This is a genomic window from Providencia sp. PROV156 (assembly GCF_028480905.1).
Lineage (GTDB): Bacteria > Pseudomonadota > Gammaproteobacteria > Enterobacterales > Enterobacteriaceae > Providencia > Providencia hangzhouensis.
Map to the genome: position 1 here is coordinate 146023 of NZ_JAMPPE010000003.1, position 25964 is coordinate 171986.

At 37.8% G+C, this 25964-nt stretch carries 25 protein-coding genes and 1 tRNA gene; 14 read left to right on the forward strand and 12 right to left on the reverse strand.

Annotated features, from left to right (window positions below):
* Positions 1–41: 41 nt before the first annotated feature.
* From PSF31_RS03070 to PSF31_RS03080, 3 genes are read right to left on the reverse strand one after another with little or no spacing between them, the layout of a single operon-like run.
* Positions 42–1223, reverse strand: a complete 1182-nt coding sequence (locus PSF31_RS03070; RefSeq protein ID WP_096864804.1) for a cyanate transporter — start codon at positions 1221–1223, stop codon at positions 42–44.
* Positions 1220–1687 carry a nucleoside deaminase gene (locus PSF31_RS03075; RefSeq protein WP_096864803.1) on the reverse strand — a complete coding sequence of 156 codons (468 nt, stop codon included), beginning with the start codon at positions 1685–1687 and terminating at the stop codon, positions 1220–1222. The genes PSF31_RS03070 and PSF31_RS03075 overlap by 4 nt, the downstream gene beginning before the upstream one ends.
* The gene (locus PSF31_RS03080; protein ID WP_004905375.1) at positions 1687–2373 is read right to left on the reverse strand and encodes an ankyrin repeat domain-containing protein; all 687 of its coding nucleotides are present in this window, start codon (positions 2371–2373) and stop codon (positions 1687–1689) included. The genes PSF31_RS03075 and PSF31_RS03080 overlap by 1 nt, the downstream gene beginning before the upstream one ends.
* Positions 2374–2457: 84 nt before the next feature.
* Here PSF31_RS03080 and PSF31_RS03085 point away from each other — a divergent pair, with 84 nt between their 5' ends.
* Positions 2458–3315: a LysR substrate-binding domain-containing protein gene (locus PSF31_RS03085; RefSeq protein WP_164561214.1), complete on the forward strand. Its 858-nt coding sequence runs from the start codon at positions 2458–2460 to the stop codon at positions 3313–3315.
* Positions 3315–3668 (forward strand): nuclear transport factor 2 family protein, encoded by a 354-nt coding sequence (locus PSF31_RS03090; RefSeq protein WP_164561314.1) that lies wholly within the window; start codon positions 3315–3317, stop codon positions 3666–3668. The genes PSF31_RS03085 and PSF31_RS03090 overlap by 1 nt, the downstream gene beginning before the upstream one ends.
* Here the strand turns inward: PSF31_RS03090 and PSF31_RS03095 are convergent.
* The 6 genes from PSF31_RS03095 to tkt form a co-directional block, all read right to left on the reverse strand.
* Complete coding sequence (locus tag PSF31_RS03095; protein WP_096864800.1) at positions 3663–3953, reverse strand: type II toxin-antitoxin system RelE family toxin; 291 nt, start codon at positions 3951–3953, stop codon at positions 3663–3665. The two genes, PSF31_RS03090 and PSF31_RS03095, sit on opposite strands and share 6 nt — an antisense overlap.
* Positions 3950–4201, reverse strand: a complete 252-nt coding sequence (locus tag PSF31_RS03100) for a type II toxin-antitoxin system Phd/YefM family antitoxin (RefSeq protein ID WP_096864799.1) — start codon at positions 4199–4201, stop codon at positions 3950–3952. Before PSF31_RS03100 ends, PSF31_RS03095 begins: the two co-directional genes overlap by 4 nt.
* Before the next feature lie 175 nt (positions 4202–4376).
* Complete coding sequence (fbaA, locus tag PSF31_RS03105; RefSeq protein WP_094962157.1) at positions 4377–5453, reverse strand: class II fructose-bisphosphate aldolase; 1077 nt, start codon at positions 5451–5453, stop codon at positions 4377–4379.
* 59 nt (positions 5454–5512) lie between these two features.
* On the reverse strand, positions 5513–6676 hold the full coding sequence (gene pgk, locus PSF31_RS03110) for a phosphoglycerate kinase (RefSeq protein WP_004905385.1): 1164 nt from the start codon (positions 6674–6676) through the stop codon (positions 5513–5515).
* Positions 6677–6768: 92 nt separating this feature from the next.
* On the reverse strand, positions 6769–7788 hold the full coding sequence (gene epd / locus PSF31_RS03115; RefSeq protein WP_004905387.1) for an erythrose-4-phosphate dehydrogenase: 1020 nt from the start codon (positions 7786–7788) through the stop codon (positions 6769–6771).
* A 312-nt stretch (positions 7789–8100) separates the two neighbouring features.
* Positions 8101–10095: a transketolase gene (tkt, locus tag PSF31_RS03120; RefSeq protein ID WP_004905389.1), complete on the reverse strand. Its 1995-nt coding sequence runs from the start codon at positions 10093–10095 to the stop codon at positions 8101–8103.
* A 1716-nt stretch (positions 10096–11811) separates the two neighbouring features.
* Between tkt and PSF31_RS03125 the strand changes: the two genes are divergently transcribed.
* The 9 genes from PSF31_RS03125 to PSF31_RS03165 all read left to right on the forward strand — a co-directional run bounded on the left by PSF31_RS03125 (position 11812) and on the right by PSF31_RS03165 (position 21109).
* A complete protein-coding gene (locus PSF31_RS03125; RefSeq protein ID WP_004905391.1) occupies positions 11812–12117 on the forward strand; it encodes a helix-turn-helix domain-containing protein in 306 nt (101 codons plus the stop codon).
* Positions 12118–12214: 97 nt separating this feature from the next.
* The gene (gene ecpA, locus PSF31_RS03130) at positions 12215–12823 is read left to right on the forward strand and encodes a common pilus major fimbrillin subunit EcpA (RefSeq protein ID WP_004905392.1); all 609 of its coding nucleotides are present in this window, start codon (positions 12215–12217) and stop codon (positions 12821–12823) included.
* 94 nt (positions 12824–12917) lie between these two features.
* On the forward strand, positions 12918–13601 hold the full coding sequence (locus PSF31_RS03135; protein ID WP_096864798.1) for a hypothetical protein: 684 nt from the start codon (positions 12918–12920) through the stop codon (positions 13599–13601).
* Between the two features lie 19 nt (positions 13602–13620).
* Positions 13621–16116 carry a TcfC E-set like domain-containing protein gene (locus PSF31_RS03140; RefSeq protein WP_096864797.1) on the forward strand — a complete coding sequence of 832 codons (2496 nt, stop codon included), beginning with the start codon at positions 13621–13623 and terminating at the stop codon, positions 16114–16116.
* 25 nt (positions 16117–16141) lie between these two features.
* Positions 16142–17758, forward strand: a complete 1617-nt coding sequence (locus PSF31_RS03145; protein WP_096864796.1) for a fimbrial protein — start codon at positions 16142–16144, stop codon at positions 17756–17758.
* 94 nt (positions 17759–17852) lie between these two features.
* On the forward strand, positions 17853–18530 hold the full coding sequence (locus tag PSF31_RS03150; RefSeq protein ID WP_094962152.1) for a fimbrial protein: 678 nt from the start codon (positions 17853–17855) through the stop codon (positions 18528–18530).
* Positions 18531–19054: 524 nt separating this feature from the next.
* Positions 19055–19780 (forward strand): winged helix-turn-helix domain-containing protein, encoded by a 726-nt coding sequence (locus tag PSF31_RS03155; RefSeq protein WP_164561215.1) that lies wholly within the window; start codon positions 19055–19057, stop codon positions 19778–19780.
* On the forward strand, positions 19773–20267 hold the full coding sequence (locus PSF31_RS03160; protein ID WP_096864793.1) for a FidL-like protein: 495 nt from the start codon (positions 19773–19775) through the stop codon (positions 20265–20267). Before PSF31_RS03155 ends, PSF31_RS03160 begins: the two co-directional genes overlap by 8 nt.
* Before the next feature lie 560 nt (positions 20268–20827).
* A complete protein-coding gene (locus PSF31_RS03165; protein ID WP_004905402.1) occupies positions 20828–21109 on the forward strand; it encodes a helix-turn-helix domain-containing protein in 282 nt (93 codons plus the stop codon).
* 273 nt (positions 21110–21382) lie between these two features.
* Here the strand turns inward: PSF31_RS03165 and PSF31_RS03170 are convergent.
* Together PSF31_RS03170 and dnaQ are read right to left on the reverse strand one after the other, a co-directional pair.
* Positions 21383–21459, reverse strand: a tRNA-Asp gene (locus PSF31_RS03170).
* A 153-nt stretch (positions 21460–21612) separates the two neighbouring features.
* Complete coding sequence (gene dnaQ / locus PSF31_RS03175) at positions 21613–22374, reverse strand: DNA polymerase III subunit epsilon (RefSeq protein ID WP_094962150.1); 762 nt, start codon at positions 22372–22374, stop codon at positions 21613–21615.
* 54 nt (positions 22375–22428) lie between these two features.
* On the opposite strand from dnaQ, the gene rnhA reads away from it, so the two are divergent.
* A complete protein-coding gene (rnhA, locus tag PSF31_RS03180; protein WP_004905405.1) occupies positions 22429–22899 on the forward strand; it encodes a ribonuclease HI in 471 nt (156 codons plus the stop codon).
* Here rnhA and PSF31_RS03185 read toward each other — a convergent pair.
* Positions 22896–23630 carry a class I SAM-dependent methyltransferase gene (locus tag PSF31_RS03185; RefSeq protein WP_164561216.1) on the reverse strand — a complete coding sequence of 245 codons (735 nt, stop codon included), beginning with the start codon at positions 23628–23630 and terminating at the stop codon, positions 22896–22898. The two genes, rnhA and PSF31_RS03185, sit on opposite strands and share 4 nt — an antisense overlap.
* A gap of 40 nt (positions 23631–23670) precedes the next feature.
* Here PSF31_RS03185 and gloB point away from each other — a divergent pair, with 40 nt between their 5' ends.
* Both gloB and mltD read left to right on the forward strand, forming a co-directional pair.
* Positions 23671–24426, forward strand: coding sequence for a hydroxyacylglutathione hydrolase (gene gloB / locus PSF31_RS03190; RefSeq protein ID WP_004905408.1), 756 nt, complete (start codon positions 23671–23673; stop codon positions 24424–24426).
* An 81-nt stretch (positions 24427–24507) separates the two neighbouring features.
* On the forward strand, positions 24508–25878 hold the full coding sequence (gene mltD, locus PSF31_RS03195; protein WP_094962148.1) for a murein transglycosylase D: 1371 nt from the start codon (positions 24508–24510) through the stop codon (positions 25876–25878).
* Positions 25879–25964: the final 86 nt, after the last annotated feature.

The window sequence follows — 25964 nt, forward strand, 5'->3', positions numbered from 1 at the left end:
TAACAATAATTATCATTCGCAATAAATAAAGAGGAAATTAATTATTTTAAATTGAAGATTTGACTGTAGCTTTTAGGGTTCAAACGCAAATAAAGAATCAATGTTACTAATACAAAAATCACATGCATTGCCCATACCCATGTAAAACTTTGGCTCAATTGCTGTATCCACGCGGCGCATAATGGCCCAAAGGCTGCAATAATAAATCCTCCAGCCTGCATCAACGAAGTCAATGCGCCTGCACTAACCGGATGGGGTAAGTGATCCAAAGCAGTAATAATACTTAATGCAAAGCAGCCGCCTAGCCCCATACCTAATAACGCGACCCATAAAAGTGGCACATCGCTGGCAAACAGCATCAACCCAGAAAAACCAAGAGCTTGGCAACTGAGCGTGACAATCAGCCAAAAACGACGATCAATATTATGCGAAGCAAACACGGGAATCATTAGTGCAGATAACGCCTGAAACACCGTTAATATGGCAACAAAAGTGCCACTTTGTGCAGCACTCATTCCCTGTTCTTGGAAAAAAGGCGCTAGCCAAGTCACTACGGTGCCATAGCCCGCATTAATCAGCCCAAAACCTGCCATCAACAACCATGCTCTCGGTCTTCGTAAGAATGTCAACACTGAGACCTGCTCTGCTTTTGAGCCCCGCTCCGTGTGTACATTCGCCCAAATAGCCAACAGCGCCAACAAAGCAGGGAAAGCAAGCCATGCTAAGGCACTCTGCCAATGGCCTGTCATTTCTTCAACCAAAGGCGTGATCTGTGCGCCAATAGCTCCCCCTGCCATTAACGTGGCTGAATATAATCCTGTCATCATCGCCATTTTTTGGGGGAAATTCGCTTTGATGAGCCCAGGAAATACCGACTGGATATAAGCCGCACCCACTCCACATAAAAAAGCGGTTAATAATAAAGCTGCACCATCAACAACAAAGTAACGAGCGAGTGAACCGACCAGCAGTAATAGCATTGCGCTACTGATACCCGCACGTTCACCTATTCGTTGGTTTAGCATTGGTACAACCAATGCGCCAACCCCCATCAATAACATGGGTAACAATGTTAAAAGCGAAATGCTTTGATAACTCATCCCTGTCGTTTGAATGATATTGTCGATAACAGGCCCTGGGCCCGTCATAAAGGGGCGTAAGTTCACCCCGACTAAAACAATGGTCAGTACTAACGCCAGCGAAGATGGTGCCGCTTTACTCATTTAGATTGCCGTTCCCACCACTGTTGGTACAGTGTACTGCGCGTTTCATCATTGGGTTTTAGTTGCTCAAACCGTAAACCTGATTGCTGCTCAGGAACGACCCTCAGCGCTTTTGCAATCGCATCTGTAGAAAGCCCAAAAGGTGCGGCGTCATCATTTGAATAGGCGTAGACGACCCGAGAGATACCCGCCATTCGCATCGCGGCCAAGCACATCGGGCAAGGCTGCCCACTTGCATAAACCACACAGTCATCTAATTTCACGCGGCTTAATTTTTGCCCTGCTTGACGCAATGCCATTAGCTCCGCATGGGCGGTTGGGTCATTGAGCTCAAGTATTTGATTAACGCCACTCGCAACAACTTGCCCATCACAGACAACAATTGCGCCAAAAGGCCGCCCGCCAGCTCGCACGTTTTCCATTGCTAAGTTGATAGCTTGTTGTAAAAATTGCGTATCCGACATTATTTCGCTCCTGAATTCTCAAGAATTTCAATCAAGTTACGGTAACCTTTACTTTTTGCCAACGTCAGCGGTGATATCCCCGAACCATCAGCTAAGTTAACATCTGCGCCACCTTTGATTAATTCAGTGACAATTTGTGCATACTTATCGCTACCATCACCCAAAATAATCGCTTCAATTAGTGCCGTCCAACCCAATCGATTAACATGATTGACATCAACACCCGCATCAATCAAGGTTTTAACCGTTGCAACATGTCCACGTTCTGCCGCAGGGATCAAAGCAGTTCCCCCGTAGCGATTGGTACTTTTTAAATCAGCGCCATGTTGTAGAGTCAATATTAGTATCTCTTGCAAACCACGCGCCCCAGCGTACAAATAAGGGGAATCTTGCATATTATCCCGTGCATTAACGTCCGCACCTTGCTCAATCAAAAAACGGGCAACTTCAAGATGGTTTTCATGGGTTGCCGCCATCAACGCAGTACGTTGGCGTGAATCACGCTGTTCAATATCCACACCTTGCTCAACTAAGGACTTAACACCTTGTAAGTTACCTTGCTCAGCCAATGATACCAAAGAGTTGGCTTGTGGGTTTGCCATACCTTTCCCCATAAATATCAATGAAATCATAAGAATGCTAGCTAAGTGAACCAACCATTTTGCACGTAAAAAGAATGTTTTCATGATTAATCTCCCCTATGACCCTTTAATCTACTGAAAAAGTATGCTATTTAAAAATTAAATAACTAAATGATTGGTATTTATAAAATGAATCCATTGCTCAACCTTGTTTTGTTAAAAACCTTTGTCACTGTTGCTGAAACAGGGAATTTCACCGTGGCTTCACAGCATTTAAATTCAACACAATCAACATTGAGCCAGCAAATTCAACGGCTAGAAGCTTTAGTCGGTCAGCCTTTATTTGTCCGAGGGCACCGCATACTAACCTTAACCGAAACTGGTGAAGTTTTGTTGAGTTATGCAAAAAATATATTGGCGCTCAATGATACCTTCTTTATGAAAATCACTGGCAATGCCGTCATTCAAACTATTCGGCTCGGTTTTCCTGAAGACCTCGCTTCTGGCCAAGTCACGCCGACACTGGCCGCATTTATGCAAGCTAACCCCAATGTGCGGTTAGAAGTCACGAGTGGCCTAAGCCGACAACTTCATCAGCGCTACCAACATGGCGAATTAGATTTAATTATTGTGAAACAGAAAAAAGGGGAATTTAAAAGTGATTACCATTGGCCGGAGCCTTTGTGTTGGCTAACAAGCAACCAATATAAACGTTTAAGTAATGATTCAGTACCTTTGGTGGTTTTTCCTGAAAACGGTCTCTACCGTAATGATATGTTCAAATTATTAGATAGTGAACAGCGCCCTTGGCACATAACTTATACTTGTTCTAGCCTTGCAGGTATTCAAAGTGCTATCGCAGATGGGTTAGGTGTTAGTTTATTACCTTTACGAGCAAAACTTCCTCAACATCGAATTTTAACAGAAGAAGAAGGTTTCCCAGCTGCTCAAGAAATGGAAATTGCCATGCATTTCCATGCTAATACCTCGGATATCATTACGCAACTCGCCGAGAAACTGGCACAACAATTGGGGGAACGCGAGTGATGAATAAACTGATTGAATTAGAAAAAAAATTACATAACAGTACTAACCGACAGAATAGCAATTTTCTTCGCGAGATATTACATGAGGATTTTTTTGAATTTGGTCGTTCTGGCTTTTCAACCGATAAACTCGATACCTTAGCGTCATTGGCTAATGAAACAGCTAAAACGATTTACGCCGAAAACTTCCACTGCTCGCAATTGAGTGATAATACGGTGTTAATGACTTATATCAGTTTTGAACAACAAGATGGGGGTAAAACCAAGCTAACTAACCGCTCATCCATTTGGCTCAAGAATTCAGCAAACCAATGGCAATTAAGGTTTCATCAAGGGACACCCACAAACCTATAGCCGCTTTTTTGCAACATCATAAACCTCGTTACGATTCCTTTTCCCCACAGTGACCACAATTATAATAAGCTGATTATCAACAACTTCGTATACTAAGCGATAACCCGATGCTTTCAGCTTAATCTTATAACAATTTTGCAGCCCACTGAGCCTTGCGGAAGGTATATGGGGATTCTCAATCAGTAATTTTAGTTTCTTGGCGAATTGCTTCTGTACTGTTGCACCAAGCTTTTTCCACTCTTTTGCTGCATCGTCCCTAAACTTAACTTTATAGAACCCTGTCATAAATAGCTATCCAAATCCACATCTACAAGCTTCTGGTTTTTCCTTGCGTTAACAATTTCAATAAGTTCTTTGTCTTCAATTTGTTCCAATAAATTTTCATATATTTCAGCTGGAACACAATAAAATGCAGGCTTATTTCTATTCAGAATAGCCACAGGGAACCCCTCACCAGAATCCACTGTCGCCATAGGGTTTTTCTTTAGCTCACTGATGCTCGCCGTAACATTACTTAAAATAACTTGAGGCATTTCCAATCTCCAAAAGACCATTTAATAGGTCTCATTATAGCTTTGTTTATTTTATAGGCAAGAGGTCATTTATACCACAATATGAAATGCTAATTTCATTCTATTTCCTCAAAAAAATCCCCCAGCAAGTTACCTTACTAGGGGATTAATCACAAAAAAACTTAATGCGTGTTAATTACAGCACATCAACACAGTTCAGTTCTTTGAATGCTTGTTCTAAACGAACAACCATTGAATCTTGTGCTTTACGCAGCCACACACGTGGGTCATAGTATTTTTTGTTAGGTTTATCCGCACCTTCTGGGTTACCTAACTGACCTTGCAGATAGCCTTCGTTCTTTTTGTAGTACTGTAAAATACCATCCCAAGTTGCCCACTGAGTATCAGTATCGATGTTCATTTTGATAACACCGTAGCTAACTGCTTCTTTGATTTCAGCAGCACTTGAGCCAGAACCACCGTGGAATACGAAGTCTAAGCTGTTGTGTGGCAGGTTATATTTTTCTGAAACGTAGTCTTGTGAATTACGCAGGATTTTTGGCGTTAACTGAACGTTACCTGGTTTATAAACACCGTGAACGTTACCGAAAGAAGCCGCGATAGTGAAACGCGGGCTTACTGCATTCAGTTTTTCGTATGCATATGCAACATCTTCTGGTTGAGTATACAGCTCAGAACTGTCCATACCTGTGTTATCAACACCGTCTTCTTCACCACCAGTACAGCCTAGTTCGATTTCCAGAGTCATATCGATTTTAGCCATACGCGCTAAATATTTAGCACAGATTTCGATGTTTTCTTCCAGTGTTTCTTCTGACAGGTCAATCATGTGAGAAGAGAACAGTGGTTTACCGGTTTTTGCGTAGTGTTTTTCACCTGCATCTAACAGGCCATCGATCCATGGCAGTAATTTCTTCGCACAGTGGTCAGTATGCAGAATAACAGGAACACCATAGTGCTCAGCCATTTGGTGTACATGATAAGCACCAGAGATCGCACCTAAAATTGCAGCTTGTTGGCCTTCAGCTTTCAGGCCTTTACCTGCGATAAATGCAGCACCGCCATTAGAAAACTGAACAATAACTGGAGCACGAACTTTAGCGGCCGCTTCAAGTACGGCGTTAATTGAATCCGTACCAACACAGTTCACCGCTGGCAATGCAAAGTTATTTTCTTTAGCAACTGCGAAAACTTTCTGTACATCATCACCAGTAAGAACACCCGGTTTAACAAAATCAAAAATTTTAGACATGTGAAAAGGTCCTGTGGTAAACAGGCAGCCTACGCTGCCTGTTGTGTATGAACAATTAATTACGCTTTAGCACGTTCTTCTAGCATCACAACGGCAGGGAGCTTTTTGCCTTCAACGAACTCAAGGAAAGCACCGCCACCAGTAGAGATATATGAAATTTTGTCAGCAATGTCGAATAAATCGATAGCCGCTAGGGTGTCACCACCACCAGCGATAGAGAATGCGTCGCTATCAGCAATCGCTTTTGCAACGATCTCAGTACCTTTACGGAAGTTAGGGAACTCAAACACGCCTACTGGGCCATTCCAAAGAATGGTTTTGGCATTTTTCAGGATCTCAGCCAAACGCTGTGCAGATTCGTCACCTAAATCCAGAATTTGTTCGTCGTCTTTAATTTCAGTACTTGCTTTCAGAGTTGCAGGTGCAGTTTCGGAGAACTCAGTTGCAACGCGAACATCAGTCGGTACTGGAATTTGGCAGTTTGCCAGTAATTTTTTCGCTTCAGGGATTAAGTCTGCTTCATATAATGAGCGACCAACATTGTTGCCTTCCGCTGCGATAAAGGTATTCGCAATACCGCCACCAACAATTAACTGGTCTGCAATTTTAGATAGAGAATCTAATACAGTCAGTTTAGTTGACACTTTAGAACCACCAACAATCGCAACCATTGGGCGAGCTGGGTTATCTAATGCTTTACCTAATGCTTCTAACTCACCACTCAGTAGTGGGCCAGCACAAGCCACTGGAGAGAATTTAGCAACACCATGTGTTGACGCTTGTGCACGGTGAGCCGTACCAAACGCATCCATCACATAAACATCACACAATGCCGCATATTGTTTTGACAGCGTTTCGTCGTCTTTTTTCTCGCCTTTATTAAAGCGAACGTTTTCCAGCACAACTAACTCGCCAGCTTCGATGTCAACACCGTTAAGGTAGTCTTTAACTAAACGGACTGGGTAATCCATTTTATCGGCCAGATAGTCAACAACAGGTTGCAGTGAAAACTCTTCGTTGTACTCGCCTTCGGTCGGGCGACCAAGGTGAGAAGTGACCATGACTTTAGCGCCTTGTTTCAGAGCAGCTTCAATTGTTGGTAATGAAGCACGAATACGCGCATCAGAAGTAACTTTGCCATCTTTTACAGGAACGTTTAAGTCAGAACGGATGAATACGCGTTTACCCGCTAAGTCTAAATCGGTCATCTTAATTACAGACATGGTGAATCCTCTCGTTGATTCTCTATAAAGTTTCCATCAGCGACTGTGCAAAACAATAAAGTTATCATGCCCTGCTGTCTGTCAGTCGCCAATTAGTTTAAACCTGTCGCTGCCATTGCTAATGTTGTATCTAGCATCCGGTTAGCAAACCCCCATTCGTTATCACACCAAACCAGGGTTTTAATTAAATGCTTACCACTGACTCGCGTTTGTGTACCATCAATAATAGCACTGTGTGGATCATGATTGAAATCCATCGAGACTAGCGGTAATTCTGTGTAGTCCACTATACCACGAAAATGCCCTTGTGCAGCGCTTCGCAGTAGTTGGTTGACTTTTTCAACACAAACATCGTCATGTACGGTAACACTCAAATCAATCGCTGTCACATTCGTCGTCGGTACACGAACAGAAATGGCTTCAAAGTGGTCTTTAAATTTCGGAAAAATTCGTGTAATTCCTGCGGCTAATTTGGTATCAACAGGAATGATAGACTGACTCGCTGCGCGAGTTCTGCGTAAATCTTTATGATAGGCATCGATAACGGGTTGGTCATTCATTGACGCGTGAATCGTCGTCACTGTCCCCGATTCAATCGAAAATGCCTCATCAAGTAATTTAATAATTGGAATAATACAATTGGTGGTACAAGAAGCATTGGAAACAATCTTGTCTTGAGCGGTTAGGCTTTCATGGTTAACACCATAAACGATAGTGGCATCAAGGTCGTCAGTACCCGGGTGAGAAAATAACACTTTTTTCGCCCCTGCCGCTAAATGCAGTAACCCATCATCCCGTGAGCCATAAGCCCCACTGCAATCTAAAACGACATCAATACCCAGCTCTTTCCAAGGCAACTCATGCAGCTCACGTTGATGAAATAAACGAATATTATCATCACCAACTTGTAAAAGTGTTCCGTTAAGCCGTACATCCCAAGCAAAACGCCCATGGCTGGAATCATACTTCAGCAAATGCGCAATACCTTCAGGTTCAGCAAGTTCGTTAACCGCCACCACGATAATCTCTGCCCGACGGCCAGATTCATACAACGCTCTTAGAACACTTCGACCAATGCGGCCAAAGCCGTTTATTGCTACCCTGATTGCCATTCTACACCTTGTATCTGAGCAAAATCACACGGTTGCTAAGGATAACTGACTCACACCAACTCTACTGCTCATTTTAGCTGTCAAACATCAAAAGTGTGCTTCAACCGACATTTTTAAAAAATATTTTCATTCAGCAACACACAACTGAAACGGTTCAGCTTATCTAAGGTTAGATTAAGGGATATATTTACAGAACGCAATAGAAAATCCTATATTGGTGCACAAAAAAACAACGCCTAGCTTATCACTAGGCGTTGTTCAGCAAGATAATTAGAAATGAGAACCAAAATTCGGGACTCATTCCTTCTTATTTTATTTCAGTAAAGATTTTGCAGCTTCAACCGCTTTCTCTACTGTAATACCGAATTCTTTAAACAGAACTTCGGCTGGAGCAGATTCACCAAAGGTATGCATACCGATGATGGCACCGTTTAAACCAGTGTACTTGAACCAGTAATCTGCAATACCCGCTTCGATAGCAACACGTGCTGTCACATTGGCAGGTAAAACAGCTTCGCGGTATGCCGCATCTTGTTTATCAAATGCATCGGTTGATGGCATAGAAACAACACGGACCTTACGGCCTTCTGATGTTAATTGCTCAGCCGCTTTAACGGCCAGTTCCACTTCAGAACCTGTCGCAATAAAGATTAACTCAGGCGTGCCTGCGCAATCTTTCAGAATGTAAGCCCCTTTCTCAATATTGGCTAATTGCTCAGCAGTACGAGGTTGTTGCTCTAAATTTTGACGAGAGAAGATTAATGCGCTTGGGCCATCTTTACGTTCGATAGCATATTTCCACGCCACAGCAGATTCAACTTGGTCACAAGGGCGCCATGTGCTGACATTTGGTGTCACACGCAGACTTGCCAGTTGCTCAACCGGTTGGTGAGTTGGGCCATCTTCACCCAGACCAATAGAGTCGTGAGTATAAACAAAGATGCTACGCACTTTCATCAGTGCTGCCATACGAACCGCATTACGTGCGTATTCAACGAACATCAGGAATGTCGCACCGTAAGGAATGAAACCACCATGTAACGCGATACCGTTCATGATAGCTGACATACCAAATTCACGAACACCGTAGTGAATGTAGTTGCCCGCTGGGTCAACGTTCAGTGCTTTGGAGCCTGACCACATGGTTAAGTTACTTGGCGCTAAGTCCGCAGAACCGCCCATAAATTCAGGTAATACTTTACCAAATGCTTCTAATGCATTTTGTGATGCTTTACGGCTTGCGATATTTGCTGGGTTTTGTTGCAGATTTTCAACAAATTGTTTCGCATCCGCGTCAAAGTTAGCAGGTAATTCACCATTCATACGACGAGTGAATTCCGCAGCTAGTTCAGGGAATTGCGCTGCATACGCGGCGAATTTTTTATCCCATGCGCTTTGTTTTTCTTTACCTGCAGTACGAGCATCCCAAGCTTCATAGATATCTTTAGGAATTTCGAATGGGCCGTAGCTCCACCCCAGAGCTTCACGAGTTGCTGCAATTTCAGCATCACCTAAAGGCGCACCGTGAACAGACTCAGAACCCGCTTTGTTTGGTGAACCAAAACCAATAATAGTTTTACACATAATCAGTGTTGGTTTATCAGTTTGGCTTTTCGCTTCATTCACTGCCGCGTTGATCTGTGATGCATCATGGCCGTCGATATCACGGATAACATGCCAACCGTAAGATTCGAAACGTGCAGCGGTATCGTCAGTAAACCAACCTTCAACTTCACCATCAATAGAGATACCGTTGTCATCATAGAATGCGATCAGTTTATTTAATTTCAGTGTACCCGCTAAAGAACACGCTTCGTGCGAGATACCTTCCATCATACAACCATCACCCATGAACACATAAGTGTGGTGGTCAACAATGTCATGGTTAGGGCGGTTAAATTGCGCTGCTAATGTACGTTCTGCAATCGCAAAACCCACTGCATTTGCAATGCCTTGACCTAAAGGACCGGTTGTTGTTTCAACACCTGGAGTATAGCCATATTCTGGGTGGCCCGGTGTTTTAGAGTGTAATTGGCGGAAATTTTTTAACTCTTCAATAGATAAGTCATAACCAGTGAGGTGCAGTAAGCTATAAATCAACATTGAGCCATGGCCGTTTGACAGTACAAAACGGTCACGATCTGCCCAGTGTGGGTCAGCTGGGTTATGATTCATATGGTCACGCCACAGTACTTCAGCAATATCAGCCATGCCCATTGGCGCGCCAGGATGCCCTGATTTTGCTTTTTGAACCGCATCCATACTTAGAAAGCGGATAGCATTAGCAAGGGTTTTACGAGTCGTCATCAGTATACTCCAGGTAGGATAAAAACGTACTTAAACCAATTTTTACAACGCAATACGGATAGTGCTACTTTAATTTCGCTGTAACATGAAAACATCAATTTAGCGATGTATCCCATATGTTCCCTACTTTAAGGAGCCATAGCACATCGACAACAAACTGAGCATTTCACGAATAGAGCGATTGAAAGTAACCCAATTCTACCCATACCGCAATATTTGCTATGTTCATGGCAGCAGATCGCTAATAAATTGAACTGCCGCAAAGCTGAATCCATTCCATTGCGCAAAATATCCCTTAATGCTTACATTTTTGCGCAAGTGACTAACCTTATTAAACCTGAGTTCAGTGTCTGGGATCAAGGTGATTTATGCATCTAGCGCATTTAGCTGCCACATTAGTGATAATTGGCAAAGTTTTAGACAAAAAAAAGCCTCAATATGCCCGAATATTTTTGTTTAGATTAAGTCAAATACCCAACCCTTCCAATGATTAGAAATAAATAGAAGTAACATGAATTGAAAAAACAGTAGCAATAAATATTACTGGCTAATCGCAGTTGCCTATAGCCTATAGAATGGTCTATCTCCACACCTAACAAGGAGAAAATAAGAATCGTTCAAAATAATCTAGATAAGCTATTCTGCAAAGCTTATCTAGATTGCTCATCATATATAGATAGTGCGTGCACTTCTAACAACCAACGTTTTTACAACAGAAATTCCTATACAGATCACAGTTCTTATATGTATAGTTTTGAATAAAAGTGGCTTTCAAAAGCCCGCAGTGCAATCTTAATTAGCGGTTAGGTAAATCGGTATATCTAACTTATTAAGTAATAATTAGCGAATCTCTAAGTGAAGAATTGCTTTTAGAACAAACGTGTATAGTATTAGGCACTACAAAACCTATATTCATTTAGTGACCTAATTACAAAGAGGAAGCTTTCCCATTATTATTTCTATAGCACACGACATCCACAGATAAAGACATCATAATTGATATTGCTGAAATTAAAATAAGGGGCACTAGAGAACGTAGTAACCTATCGCTGATTCTATTTTCACTGGTAAAATACCTGATGAGACTATAGAAAATAAATTGGCCTGTAAGACAAAATTTCAGGTCTAAACCCCATGTGCACAATAGGGTCATGATATTAAAAAGTTGATACTATAGTATCAACCTACTAGACACTGATGTCATATCATATATCTAGTTAGCAAAGTGTAATTTTAACATCATACACATTAAACTAGTTAGTTGAGTTATTAATAAATAAGAGGGCTAAAAACAAATTACAAATTATAATTTTACCAATATAACTGGTTTCCTACCTTTATTCTAAATTCTTCCCACCCTTTAATTGTAATAAATTGTAACTTTCAATGTAGATTCTTTATGCTTCTTAATTAAATATACATTTGTTAACAATTATAATAATTTTACGCTTATTTAGTGTATTTTTTTATTGATCCCCCTGATTTCAACACTATTAAGTGTATTTTTAACCAATTAAACTGGTGAGAAGATGTTTTTTAATTAGATAATGCTAAAAAAAACAGAGTTAATAGAAAAAACCTATTAAAAGTATATTTTTAATAGAAATCCTGCCATTTACTCTTTTTTTAATGTATTTATTATAACACTCAATTAAGCAAGCAAGTGAGCTAACGAATATCATATAAATAGATCTATTAATATTAGAGGCTGAAAAAATGAAAGCTAATATAATTAGTAGTCATGTAGGAAATTATTTACGAAAATCACGCAAAGAAAAAAACATGACAGGAAAACAGTTGGCAGAATTAATTAACATTAGCCAACAACAGGTATCTCGCTATGAAACTGGTAGCAGTTCATTATCGCTAGATCAATTAAATGAAATATTAACCGTTTTAGACAAAAGATGGATTGAAATGATTTACTATATTGATTGTTTCTCTGAAGAAAATAAAAGAAACAATATAAATTTAAGTAAAAAAACAATCGAAATATTACTAAACAGCATGAAAGATATTTAAATATTCCATTTTAAATTCAATAAAACCATATCAATATGTAAAAATTAAATAACTAATTTTACTATTGTTTTCTATCAATATAAAAAGAGAGATTAGTATGTTAAATAAAAAAATGGCTTCTGTATTGTTATCAACAATTATCGCAGCTTCTTTTGCTACAGCTGCAAATGCAGATACACGTACCGCTCAAGCAACAGCAACATGGCAAGCGACTGCAATTAAAGACACGACAAGTATGTTAGTTGTAACTCCATTAAGAAGTTTAACTTTTAATTATGCCGAAGGCCAAAAAAGCTTTAACCAACAGAATGGAGCATTTGATATCGCTATTCAAGGCCAAGCTGGTGCAACAGATTTTAAATTAGCGTCAAAAATTATTGCTAATACATTAGCAAGAACAACTGACGATTCTAAATTAACTGTTGGAGTTAAATGGAATGGCGAAGATTTGACTAAAAATAATGATTTAGTATTAATTGATACATCAACCGGTTTAACTTCTGGTTTAGACAATTTAGCGGCTGATGGCATCTATAATGGCTCTGAGCGTGCAGCAGATCGCGGTGAATTCACCTTTGTTATTGCTGGCGCTGAAGCTGATGGTGCAGCGACTGACTTTAAAGCACTGACTGATGGTACATGGGATGGTGATGTGAAAGTTCAATTTACTGCAACTTGGGACGGTGATTTCACGCCAGCTCCTTAATTCAATATCCCCTTATTAAATAACTAAATATTACGATAAAGATACTATAGGGAAATAATATCTTTATCGTCATTCATTTTTGAAATTTACGATTATGAAAAAGATAACATTAGCATTAATTTTATTATCATGGTTACCATTAAAAAGCAGTTTTGCTGTCAACGTGGGAAATATTACTGAAATAATATCATCGAATGAAGACACCTTATCTAAAGAAATTGAAAATACAGTAGATACAGCAAGATTGGTAAATTTAACGATAGAAAAAATAGATTCACCACTTGATACTGGAAAAGTAATTACAGTTACTGATCCTAATGAAATATTATCAACACCCGCTAATTTAATTCTTCCAGGGCATGCAAAAGATATATTTAAGATAATTTATCAAGGCCCAAAAGATAATAAAGAACGTTACTATCGATTAAATTGGAAAGATGATCCTATTGGCGAGAGTGGTGTTACACAAAGTGCGAAATCGGCATCAGCAACAACATCAGCAACAATTAGCACAATTCTTGTTGTCGCACCAAGAATTGAAAACTTTAATTATAAATATACTAATGCCCAAGTTTCAAATACTGGAAATAGCACCTTCCGTGTAGTGGCTTCAGGCCCTTGTTTAGCAGAAAAACAAAAATATGGAGTGGATGGTATTTGTCGCGAGCGTTATTACCTCATGCCAAACTTAGCCGTCAAATTACAATTTGTCGATGTCACAAATAAAAAATCAAGCGTAGGTATTTGGCACAAAGGAGAGTTCATTGTTGTCAAATAATTAAGAATGGACTTAAATTATGCGTAAGAGTGCTATTGCTTTATCAATATTAAGTATTATTTTTTCGAATACAATTAATGCCAATGAAATGAAAAGCGTTAAGATCGGTGGATATATTATTCCTCCTGCATTTGTTAGTGCATTGGAAGAAGGAATGTCTGTACCTGTTTTTTTACGACTAAATGATGATGCAGCAACCAATCAGAGCGAAAGTAAAATTGCAGATGCAGTTATTGTAATCGATCATGGTAATATTAAATTATCAAGTATTCATCTCATTGAAAATGAGCAAGGTGCGAAATTAAATAATTTACTAGTTGATAAACTTGAAGAAAAAAAGGATGCCATTTTTGATGAAAGTAATGGTATTATTATTGATAATAATGCAACCCTTCAATTAAACATTTCTTCTTTTAATTTATCATTAGATGTTGATAAAGCTGCTTTTTCGCCAAAAGAACATGCGCGGCAATCTGTACTAGGAAATTCTTCAGTTAATTCATTTTCAGCGGTAGCTAACTATGATTTAGGGGTATTCCAGAGCCGTGTTAAAGATTCAAAAGATACATCCAGCAGCTATTTCAATTTAGATACATTATTCGCAGCTGCGGAACATCACTTTAATGTAAATGCATCAGCATATAGCATTGGAAAATCTAATTCTAATGTTGAGCTGTATCGTGCAATGTATGAGCGTGATTTCAACGGATTTCGTTTTGCACTTGGGCTCATGAGTACGTGGAATTTACAGTCTATTGCCAGCTTAACTACCCTTAGCAGCAGTAAAATTTATGCGGCATCAATAGGAAACAATTCCTCAAGTATGGTGACAAATAAGCAGCAATCACTTACGCCGATTTATGCTTTTTTAAATAGCCCAGGCGAAGTACGCATTTATCGACAAGGTAAATTATTAAATATTCAAAATTTTCCAATGGGTAATTTTGAAGTTGATACCAGTGTACTACCCTATGGTATTTACGACGTCACTATTGAGACGGTTATCGATGGCAAAATTGTCACAACACAGCACCAAACAATTAATAAATCCTTCGGTGCGATAACAGGCGGTTTTGATAAACTCAATTGGGAAATTTATGGTGGTTATATTGACTTTGACAAGCGCCATTATGTAAGAAATGAAGGCTCAACGAGCCAAACTCCGAGTAAAAGCCATTTAATCGGAGCCTCTTTCGCTTATAACTTCCCAGTGTTGTCTGGCGTGCGTTTTCAAATGTCAAATTATGGGTTTGATAAATTTGTTGTACAAGAAACGAGTATCAACGCGGCTTTAAATAACTATATCTCAGTTAACTGGCAAGGGATGCTAGAAAACCATGGTAGTTATCGGAACATTGCGACTCTTTCTATCAATATACCTGAAGGTTACGGTTCTTTATGGGCATCTAAAGAAAAAACTGTAGTGAGCGGTGATTTACCACTTTATGATGCTGACAGTTATTCTTATGGCGGAACCATTAATTTTGACAAAATAATTGATAGAACTGGGTCACTGACTATTAGTAATACTAAAGATCGCCGTATTGGCAGTGATTCAATTAACTATGAATATGCGAATACATTATTCTCTGGCCGTTATGGAACGGTGGGGCTAAGAGCGGGTGTACAGCGCTATCATTATGATAACCAAAATAGTACCAACGAAAAATATATTAACCTCGATTTTTCCTTACCTTTATCAACATGGTTGAGTACGGGTGTTTCCTCAACAAATGGTAATGTGAAAGCAAATATTTATGCGAATAAAAATTTTGAAAATTCGGTGATTACCAATGCAGGGGTTTCTGTCTCCAAATTAGTCCGAGATAAAGATAATGGTGAATCCAATTTTTCAACATTAGGCTATGCTTCTTATGATACTAAATATAATTCAGGTACCGTAACGATTAATCGCCCCGATAATAACAGACTTAATGGCAATTTAACCTCTCGTGGCTCTGTGGCATATAGCAACGGCATGATCATGCCAAGTGGGCAGCAAGGTAAATCAGGCGTCATTATTAATTCCGATATAAAAGGTAGCGGCAGTATGGTCGCAAAAGTAAATGGGCAGAATTACCCAATTAGTGGAAAAAATACCTTTATTCCATTATCCCCTTATTCGGATTATGACATTCAACTAATGAATGACGGAAAATCAAAAGACAGTTTTGATATTGTTTCAGGGCGAAATAAATCCGTCACATTATACCCAGGAAACATTGCTCTTTATCAACCTGAGGTAAGGCAACTAGTCACGGTATTTGGTCGTCTGAAATCACCAAATGGTGAATATATAAAATATGCCTCAATTCGAAATCATATTGGTCGAACAAAAACGGACCAAAATGGTGAGTTTTCCATGGATGTTGACGTCCGATATCCAGTGATATCGTTATTACAAGATGATCAGCAAACAATTTGCGAAGCAGATTTAAACCTTCAAGGTGCACGTGGTGCATTGTGGGTCGGTGAGGTGACATGTGAACCTCAAGAAGCATTTGCTAAACGTTAATTATCACTTTAAAGGCTAATTTAATATGCGATTATTATCGATAACAGCACTTTTTATTTCATTTTCGGTTCTAATACCGAATTCGTTTTCTGCAACAGCGCCATTACAAGAGTATGTCATTGTTGAAAACCAAGTTGATAACGAATTCTTTATTGTTGCTAATAGAGTTGACCCACGCTTCTCGGGCTCAAATGTATTCACAAAATACCAGCGCAATAGCCAATATAGTTTAGGCTATATGGGATATACAGGAACACCTTTTAGCTCAACTTATAATACAGGTGATATCTGGTTAGAAAATTCTCCCGTAAGCCAACCTTTTATCGGGAATCGTTGCATGACAAATAACCGAAATTGCCCGGCAACGTCTTATTGGTCAGCTCAGCAGTTACGAGATAATGGTGCATATAAAATCCAACAAACAGGAACACCGGGTGAGTCTGGATACTCAAGACCGATATTTTCTGAATCTTTTTATCGCTGGTTAGCCGAAATACCACCAGGAACAGAATATACTTTTGATTTAAGAACCTGCACAAGCCGCGACGATTATGATTTAAGTAATACGACCTGTATGACGAGTGGAGGAAGAACGACAACACAACAACACTACATTCCAACCAATAAAAAAGGCAATATTATTCTAAAAGGAACGGGCGCCTTACAAGAAGTCTTTGTGGATAGCAATGGCAATCCAACTATTGGACTCGGTTCTAATTTTTGCTCGACAGGGATTGTTGGAAATACTTCTGGAATTATTTGTAAGTTGGTTGAATTAGAAACCCAAGGACAATCTATCGGCGGAACATTTACAGTTCGTATGTATATTGATAGTGCAAAGTTAGGTTTAGCTAGGGACCCCCGTGCTGCACTTATTCAATATAAAGGAAGTAACAGCACGCGCTGGACAAATTGGTCATCAACAACAAACATGTCAGAGATCTTTAATAATGGTTCACAAAATATTGAAGTTTTTCTCTCAAATGAATATTTAAAATCAATTGTTGACGCTTCACCTAATTCAACAGTCACACTTGCTGATAGTGTATATACTTTTGGTTTTCAATCACCACTTCCTCAATCTGGATTTTACGAATTTACACCTTCAAATTTCTTAATAATTAAGCCGAGAGATTATGGAATTAGCATTATTCCTGCAGATTTTAATCCAAACCAATCCAAAACAGGAAAAGTCGGCAATGATGAACCACCGATAGAATTTAATTATATCGTCACGACTAGCGGGCCAAGGCAAGCGGATTCTATTACAGCAAAAGTTGAAGGACCAAACACAACATTAAAAGGACAGTCATACTGCTTATTTACCTCGAGCGATAATAAACTTAATGTCCCTTTTTCCGCTTATCTTTCATTTAAAAATGAAAATGGTACTAAAGAATCACACCGAGCAAGTTGTGATAATAATGAAATTTCATTAAAAAATGCATTATGGTCTGAAACACCATGGGATAGACCTAATGAGGATTTAGGATCTTTTTATCGAACTAACTTAGATTTATCATTCCCAATGAATGACTCTGAATCATTTTTTACATTGGATGGTATTGATTGGTTAGGAACCGTTTCTGCAAGTGGCACAATAACTGTCAAAGCAATTTGGACCGGGCCCGATATTCAATAATATCTAATGACTACTTTTAGGGCTACTTGTAAAAGTTCAAGTGGCCCTTTTATTGAACCCCATATACTCTTAAATTTTAGTTGGATTTTTTAATATGAAACCATTTTATTTACTTAAAATCCTATTATTGGTTTTGCTATCAGTGTCTTGCAATAATGCTATTGCTTTATATATCAATGCAGATATTTCTTCGATGGAGTCAGGGCAAGAGTTTTTTTCTAAGCCATACATCAACGACACAGATAAAACTAATTTATATAATTTTAGTGCCTACAAAATTGATAAACCAGGTAACCAAGAACATGGGGCACCTCTCCATAACGGCGAGATTATTTTTACTCCATTGAAGAAAATTTTATTACCTGGGGAACAAGAATTTTTTAAGATTTTTTATCGAGGAGAAGCCGATGAGACCGAGCGCTATTATAAGATTATCATTAGCGAAACCCCTCTTGATATGCGTAGTGATAATGAACAAAAAAAGCGACCTTTATTTTATCCAACGGTTAGCCTAGAAACCTATTTTGTTGTGAGACCTAAAAAACCAGATTTTAAATATGAGCTTAATCCAAGCACTAGTATTCTAAAAAATACGGGTAATACCTATTTTAGAGTGCTCTTACATGAAAACTGTGATGCTAATGATGATTCCGAGCCTTATATATTTTACTTATTACCCGGCCAAGAATCTAAAGATGAGCGTCTTAAAAAGAAAAGCCGTAAATATATTGTAATATTTGATAAATATTACCCAATTGGCAACTGCACCTAAAATTCAATGATATCAATTAATTAAAAAAATAAAATGACAAATTTGGCTATACTACTATTAAAATAAATATTTAATTACCTAATCATAATTCGACAGGTACTCTGTATCTATAATTACCTTAAAGGATTACAAATTCATAAAATTCAGTTCTAAAAAATCATTTCAGCCTATTAAAAAAGCAAATTAATTTAGGTTTCCATGACTTGAAATAGTGGTTAATACTGCTTTTTATCTGTATATAAAACATCAAAACAAAAAATATCAGTTTCATTAATACAATACACTGAAATTTTTGTCATTACATATATAACTAATCGTTATAAACAAAAATTTATTTTCATATTTTCTTCTCAAAAAAAGAGTAGTATATTACACTGATATAATTACTTTAAAATCAATGACTATCATGTTAGCTAACGTGATCAAACTAAGCACATATTTTAATAACTAAATAAGAGTCATGTATGATATATATACTGAACAACATAATAAAATATAACTCTGACTTAGGTGAAATATTTAGGGTGGACACAGAACTCAGTGTAATGAAATTAACACCCGTGTTAAATTATATTTTTATAATACTAATTCAGAATAATAAAACGACTATCACTCGTGAAGAGATACTAAAAAAAATACTAAATAAATATGACCTAAAAGTTTCGATAAACACCCTTAACCAATACATTAGTACATTAAGAAAAGTATTACATCAACAGCTTTTAGTTGAAAATGCAATTCTAAGCATATCAAAAAAAGGCCTTGTTATCTCTTCTGAAATTCAAATTGAAGAATCGATTGCCAAATTCAATAATAAAATAGAGAAAAGCCTAGCCCCCCCTCCCACTTCAAGCAATAAATCTAACAAATCACTATTACTTAGTGATAAAAATCATATTATTAAAAAAACATTATTGATAATTAGTGTTTTTTTACTTTTGGTGATTATTTACCTTATAAATCAAATTCATGCAATAAAATTTCCATATGCATCAATACAGTCATACAAAATTAGCACAATTGGAGATTGCCCTGTTTATGGGTTCAAAGATAACTATGAAAAAAACATGAGTGACACAATAAGCAAACAAGCAATTGATTTTAACTTAACCTGTGAAGATTCTGATGTTTTTTATTATTATAACAATATACAAAACTTAGGGAAAAACAAACATAGCTTATTAGTAAAATGCAAAAAAAATAAAGAATGCATTTCAACAAGAGTAAATTGGCAGGATAAAAATGACTAATAAAACACTATATTCATTGATACTATTATTTTCATTAATTATCGTTTTCTTGTTATTTAACTTGAATTTAGAAAAAAGTAAAACACAATATTGTGAAGCAACTGTTTCCTCTAATTTCATATTAGCCAATAATAAATCATCATATACACTAAATATGCAATTAGTAAAAAACAATGATAACAGTGGATATATTAAATTATTAGGAACAATTACAACTGATAAGACATATACTGTTAATCGAGTTGTTCATTTCAATCAATCATCAAGAAAGTATATAAAAGATTTAAAGTTAACCATAAGTTATGATAGAAAATCTTCAAATGACAATGTTCCTGATGATATATTCGAAAAATATTTCAAAGCATTCAATCTAAACTCAATTGCATATGTAGAAATTGATGAGATAACTTCTGATTGGTACCTTTTTTCCAGTTCGTTTGGCCCTTATTTTGTCTGTAGCAGGCAAGATAAATTAAATACAATTTAACACATAGCGTTCTACTTATAAAGTAGTTTGCTCAGGTAATCGCTAATATTACATCTTTGATTCCTATTAATCTTTTCATTTTTTCTCCAACTAAGCAGGCTTGATTATACTTTTATCTATAATTAAATTTATATGCTACCTACCGATAAGTACCAAATCAACCCTAAATAAATCACTATTTCAACTTAATCTATAAATACTTTTTTGTAATTTTATGTAAAAATATAAATACTTACTTTTATATGACTATAAATGCATTTTTTTCATTTATTGTCTATTATATTCTCACTTTTAAGTCAATCCCTAAGATTGACATAACACATTGTTTTTATTGAATTATAAAAACCCATATTTTGATTCAATAGTCTATATTCATTATTTATACCTATATTAATAGACAAAAACTATCAAATAAACTATTTTTGATTCATTAAAACAATTTCACATTGGTAACTAAAAAATATAATCTACTCCTCATAGAGAAAATCAAAAAATTTAAAGTAATGCCATCTTCAATAGCTAACTTTAAAATAATAAGTTCCTAATAGAGAGAATATGAAATGAAATATATCAATACTAAAGAATTGAATAAAAGTAATGACCTAGATATTGTTATGGCTACCGCAAAATACTTGAAATCCGCACGTATTGAAAAATCATTAACAGGAACAGAATTAGGAAAATTATTAAATTTGAGCCAACAACAAATATCAAGGTATGAGAATGGCCAATCTGCTATTTCTATTGATAGCCTTCATATATACCTTAAAGCATTAGGTAAAGATTGGTTAGATTATTTCAGATCTGTTATCTTAGTTAGAGTTCATGCGAATTATTATTAATACAGTCATAAAAAACTCAAACTTATACATTTCGATAAAATCGCGACAAAACCTAAGAATAGTTAATATGATTAAAAAGAATGTGAATTATTCTCATAAATCTATTATTTATAGATCTCATTATATCAAAAATTAACTCAAAGAAGTCATTAGAAGCAAAAAATGTATCATTCAACAAAAAAGTGATACAAAAAGAAAGGAACTCTTAATGCAGTTAAATACAGTCATGATAAAAAAAACGCCACGCTAATAAATTAGCGTGGCGTTATAATTTGGCGGAACGGACGGGACTCGAACCCGCGACCCCCTGCGTGACAGGCAGGTATTCTAACCAACTGAACTACCGCTCCTGATGTTCCCTACTGGGAACGCCATGCATATTACGAATACTTAAGGACCCCGTCAACACTTTTTCTTGTTAAATCGCGCAGTTGAACAGTTTTTAGCCTTGAGAGGCTTTTCTATACATTTTCCTAAGCAACCATTAATGATAACGCCAATCATTAGTGTAAATTTTCAGCCTCATCGGAAGATTGCCGCCAAAGGCAGGGTTTGCCACCCTTCTTATCAACAATATCCAGCCGGGCTTCATGAGCAATAAGCTCTTCATCGGAAGCAAAAATCACCCTAAGGCCAGTTTGGGGACGTTCAATTCTTTGAATTTCATACTCTTGCTCATTATTAGCCGATTCCGAATCCATCGAAAATGATAATGAAGTTTGCCCGCCTGTCATTGCCAAATAGACATCGGACAGAATCTCAGCATCGAGTAAAGCCCCGTGCAGTGTTCGCTTAGAGTTATCAATTAAATAGCGGTCACATAGCGCATCCAAGTTATTCCGTTTACCCGGGAAAAGTTTGCGAGCCAATACTAAGCTATCAGTGATGGTACAAAAATCTTGCGTGGGTGGAATTCCTTTATTAAGTTTACGGAATTCATAATCCATAAAACCGATATCAAAGGGCGCATTATGAATAACAAGCTCTGCACCTCGAATAAATTCAAGGAACTCATCCGCAATTTCTGCAAAAACAGGTTTATCTTGTAAAAATTCATCACTTATCCCATGCACTTCGAATGCTTCAGGATCCACTAAACGGTCAGGTTTAATGTACACATGAAAATTACGCCCTGTTAGTCGGCGGTTAATCACTTCAACCGCACCAATCTCTATAATGTTGTGCCCTTCATAATGAACACCGAGTTTATTCATACCGGTTGTTTCAGTATCAAGGACAATTTGTCTGGTTATCACCGTGCTCATAATGTTTTTTTGTGTCAAACTAGAGGGGAACGAATAATATAGAGTGTAACAGAAATGACAAAGCAGGTAGAAATTTTCACGGATGGTTCCTGTTTGGGCAATCCTGGCCCTGGTGGATATGGCGTTGTTTTACGCTACCAACAGCATGAAAAAACGTTGAGTGAAGGTTATTTTTTAACCACAAATAACCGAATGGAACTACTTGCGGCCATCAAAGCATTAGAATCGCTAACAAGACCTTGTGATATTATTTTAACCACTGATAGCCAGTACGTACGGCAAGGAATAACACAATGGATCCACGGCTGGAAGCGTAAACAATGGCGAAAAGCGGATAAATCCCCTGTCGTTAATGTCGATTTATGGAAACGCCTCGATGATGCCATCCAACGACATACTATTGATTGGCGTTGGGTTAAAGGCCATGCTGGCCACCCCGAAAACGAGAAATGTGATGAATTAGCTCGAGCTGCGGCTTCAGCACCAACTAAAGAAGACACGGGTTACCAACCCGCACAAAACTAAGAAGGGTCGTTTATCTTCATTGATTTACTGATCTCCTTTGCTGTACCGAGTGCTGTTCCAATCTTAACTTTTGGTTGCTTAAATTTTAGTGGTGTCGGAGTTAGTGGGTAAGTCCGTTTCCGCGCCACAATCACACTTAAAACACCAACCCCCCCACAGCTTTTATTCACTCGTCTATTCGCCCCCAGCCAAGGGATTATTTGGCAATTGCGATGATACAAAACTTCATAATTTAATAAGCTGAGCCAATCAAATACCCTAACGGATGGAAAAAAACGGCTACAATAAGGCTGCCGTTTACGTAAAACAGGCACGAGTTTCGCCATTCCAAGAAGACTGAAAGGGTTAAAACCTGAAATAATTAACCAGCCATCGTCGATTAATACCCGGTCAACCTCCCGCAAGAGCCAATGAGGATCATGGCTATAAGCCAAACAGTGAGTCATTAGGCAGGCATCTATGGATTTTTGGGTTAATGGTAAAGCTTCGGGTTTGGCAACAAGGTTAAAACGCGGATCGCCGGTACCAACATTAAATTGGTGAGAGATAAGACAGCCTTCGGTCTGGATTTCAGTACTTAAATGACCTAACTTAAGCAGATGAAAGCCAAATATCTTTGGCCACCAAAGGCTAAGTTGATTTTCTATGGCTTGACGGTATTGTTCTCCAAAAGGAATGTCAGACCAACTAACAGGCATTTGAATTTTTTTATCAATACGCGCAGGCTTCATGAAATTCCCCTATTAACTATTAACAAGTATCGAGGTCATTATGGAGTTAATTCGAGTACCAGCTTTAAACGATAACTACATTTGGGTTTTAGCTGATAGCCACCAACAGTGTATCATCGTTGACCCTGCAGAGGCAGAGCCTGTGCTTGAAATAATTACAGCCAAGCGATTGACCCCAGTCGCAATCCTATTAACTCACCACCATAATGACCATACGGGTGGCGTAAAAGGGATTTTAAGCAAATTTACAACTCTTCCCGTTTTTGGCCCAAAAGAAACTCAATCTAAAGGAGCAACAGAAATAGTCGAAAATGGTGATAAAGTCATAATTGACGAGTTCAACCTACAGGTTATTTCATTATCAGGCCATACATCTGAGCATATTGGCTTTTACCAAGCACCTTATTTATTCTGTGGTGACACCCTATTCTCTGCGGGCTGTGGGCGGATATTTGAAGGAACGCCCGAGCAAATGTTTGAATCTATCCAAAAAATTGCAGCACTCCCTGATGAAACCTTAATTTGTTGTGCTCATGAATATACTTTATCTAATCTCAAATTTGCACACCATATATGGCCTGAAAATGAAGCGATTACACAATATTTACAAAAAATAACGCAAATACGTGACAAACATCAACCAACAGTACCTACCACATTGAAAATAGAGAAAAAAATAAATATTTTTCTGCAATGTGACAACCCTCAACTACAGAAAAAACTCAATATTAATCTACAAAACCCACCTTTAAGAGCAATTTTTACCCTACTGCGTCAATTAAAAGACCAATATTAAAGTTTAATGATTGTCATATCGGGGTGGGATAAGTATTATTGTTCGACTTTTAAACATTAAAATGAAGAACAATAGAAAAGAATGAAGATAATCGCGACGCTTATCGCCATTGTTCTGTTGGCCGGATGCCAAACTGCCCCGAAAAAAATTAAGCAGAACAAAACTCCTAGTAATCATACAATTGAAACTGTTGCACCACATAACCAAGCCGCCAGTAGACAATTACCTAAATCTGATTATGACCTATGGGGTTATATTAGTGATGAACTAAAAATGGATGTCCCTGATAAACCTCAAATTAGGGAGTTAGCAAATAGTTATTTAAATAAACAACGTTTTGTCTACGATGTGGCATTAAGAGCTGAGCCATACATGTACCTCATCGTAGACGAAATTAATGAGCGCAATTTACCAATGGAGTTAGCTTTAATTCCTATTATTGAAAGCTCGTTTAATCCTAAAGCAACTTCTCCGGCACAAGCTGCAGGCCTATGGCAAATCGTCCCTATCACGGCTCGCTCATATGGCCTAAAACAAACACAATGGGTTGATGAACGCAGAGATGTCGTTTCTTCAACTAAAGCGGCCTTCGATCTTCTCGAAAACTTAAATGTTATGTTCGGCCATGACTGGGAGCTCACTCTAGCTGCCTATAACTGTGGTGAAGGCTGTGTACAAAATGCTATCAAGAAAAATGAGGCTGCCGGGTTACCAACTGATTTCTGGTCACTCTCTTTACCGAAAGAAACCAAACAATATGTACCAAAAATCTTAGCGCTTAGCCAAGTATTAAAAAATCCTGAAAGGTATCAAGTTAATTTGCCAACAAGTAATAAAAATAGAGCACTCACTCAAATTGATGTTGGCCAACAAATCACGTTATCTCAAGCTGCTGAGTTGGCTGGGTTAACAGTTGAATCGGTAAAAACATATAATTCTGGTTACACTCGCGGTATAACATCACCAAGTGGCCCTCATTATATTATGCTACCTACTGCTAAAGCCGAACAATTCAAAACATCTCTTTCAGACCAAGACGTTTTAAACACGATTCGCTTAGCTGCACAACAAAATCAGCAGATTAAAACAGCGCAACCTACTGCAATTTCTAGCGCACGTCAAAATCGAGCTAAAATAGCAACATATAAAGTACGCAAAGGTGAATCCGTCGCAAGTATTGCAAAAAAATTCAATACTACTGCGAAAGATATTCAAAAGCTAAATGGATTAAAAACCGCAAGCGTCATCAAACCTGGGCAAGTATTAAAAGTTGCTAGCCCAGCGTCTACAGCAAGTAGCCGTAAGGCAAAAACCTATAAGGTAAGAAAAGGCGATTCCTACTATAGCATTGCTAAGCGTCACGGCATAAAGCTCAATGATTTAATGACTTGGAATTCAGGTGTTAAAATGGCCGACCTGAAACCAGGGGTGACCTTAAACCTCTACCTTTAAGTTAATCTCAGCAAAAAAGCTTTTGTCTATTTCAGATAAAAGCTTTTTTATTTTGAATTCTCTTATTAGTAAAAATTAATTATTTG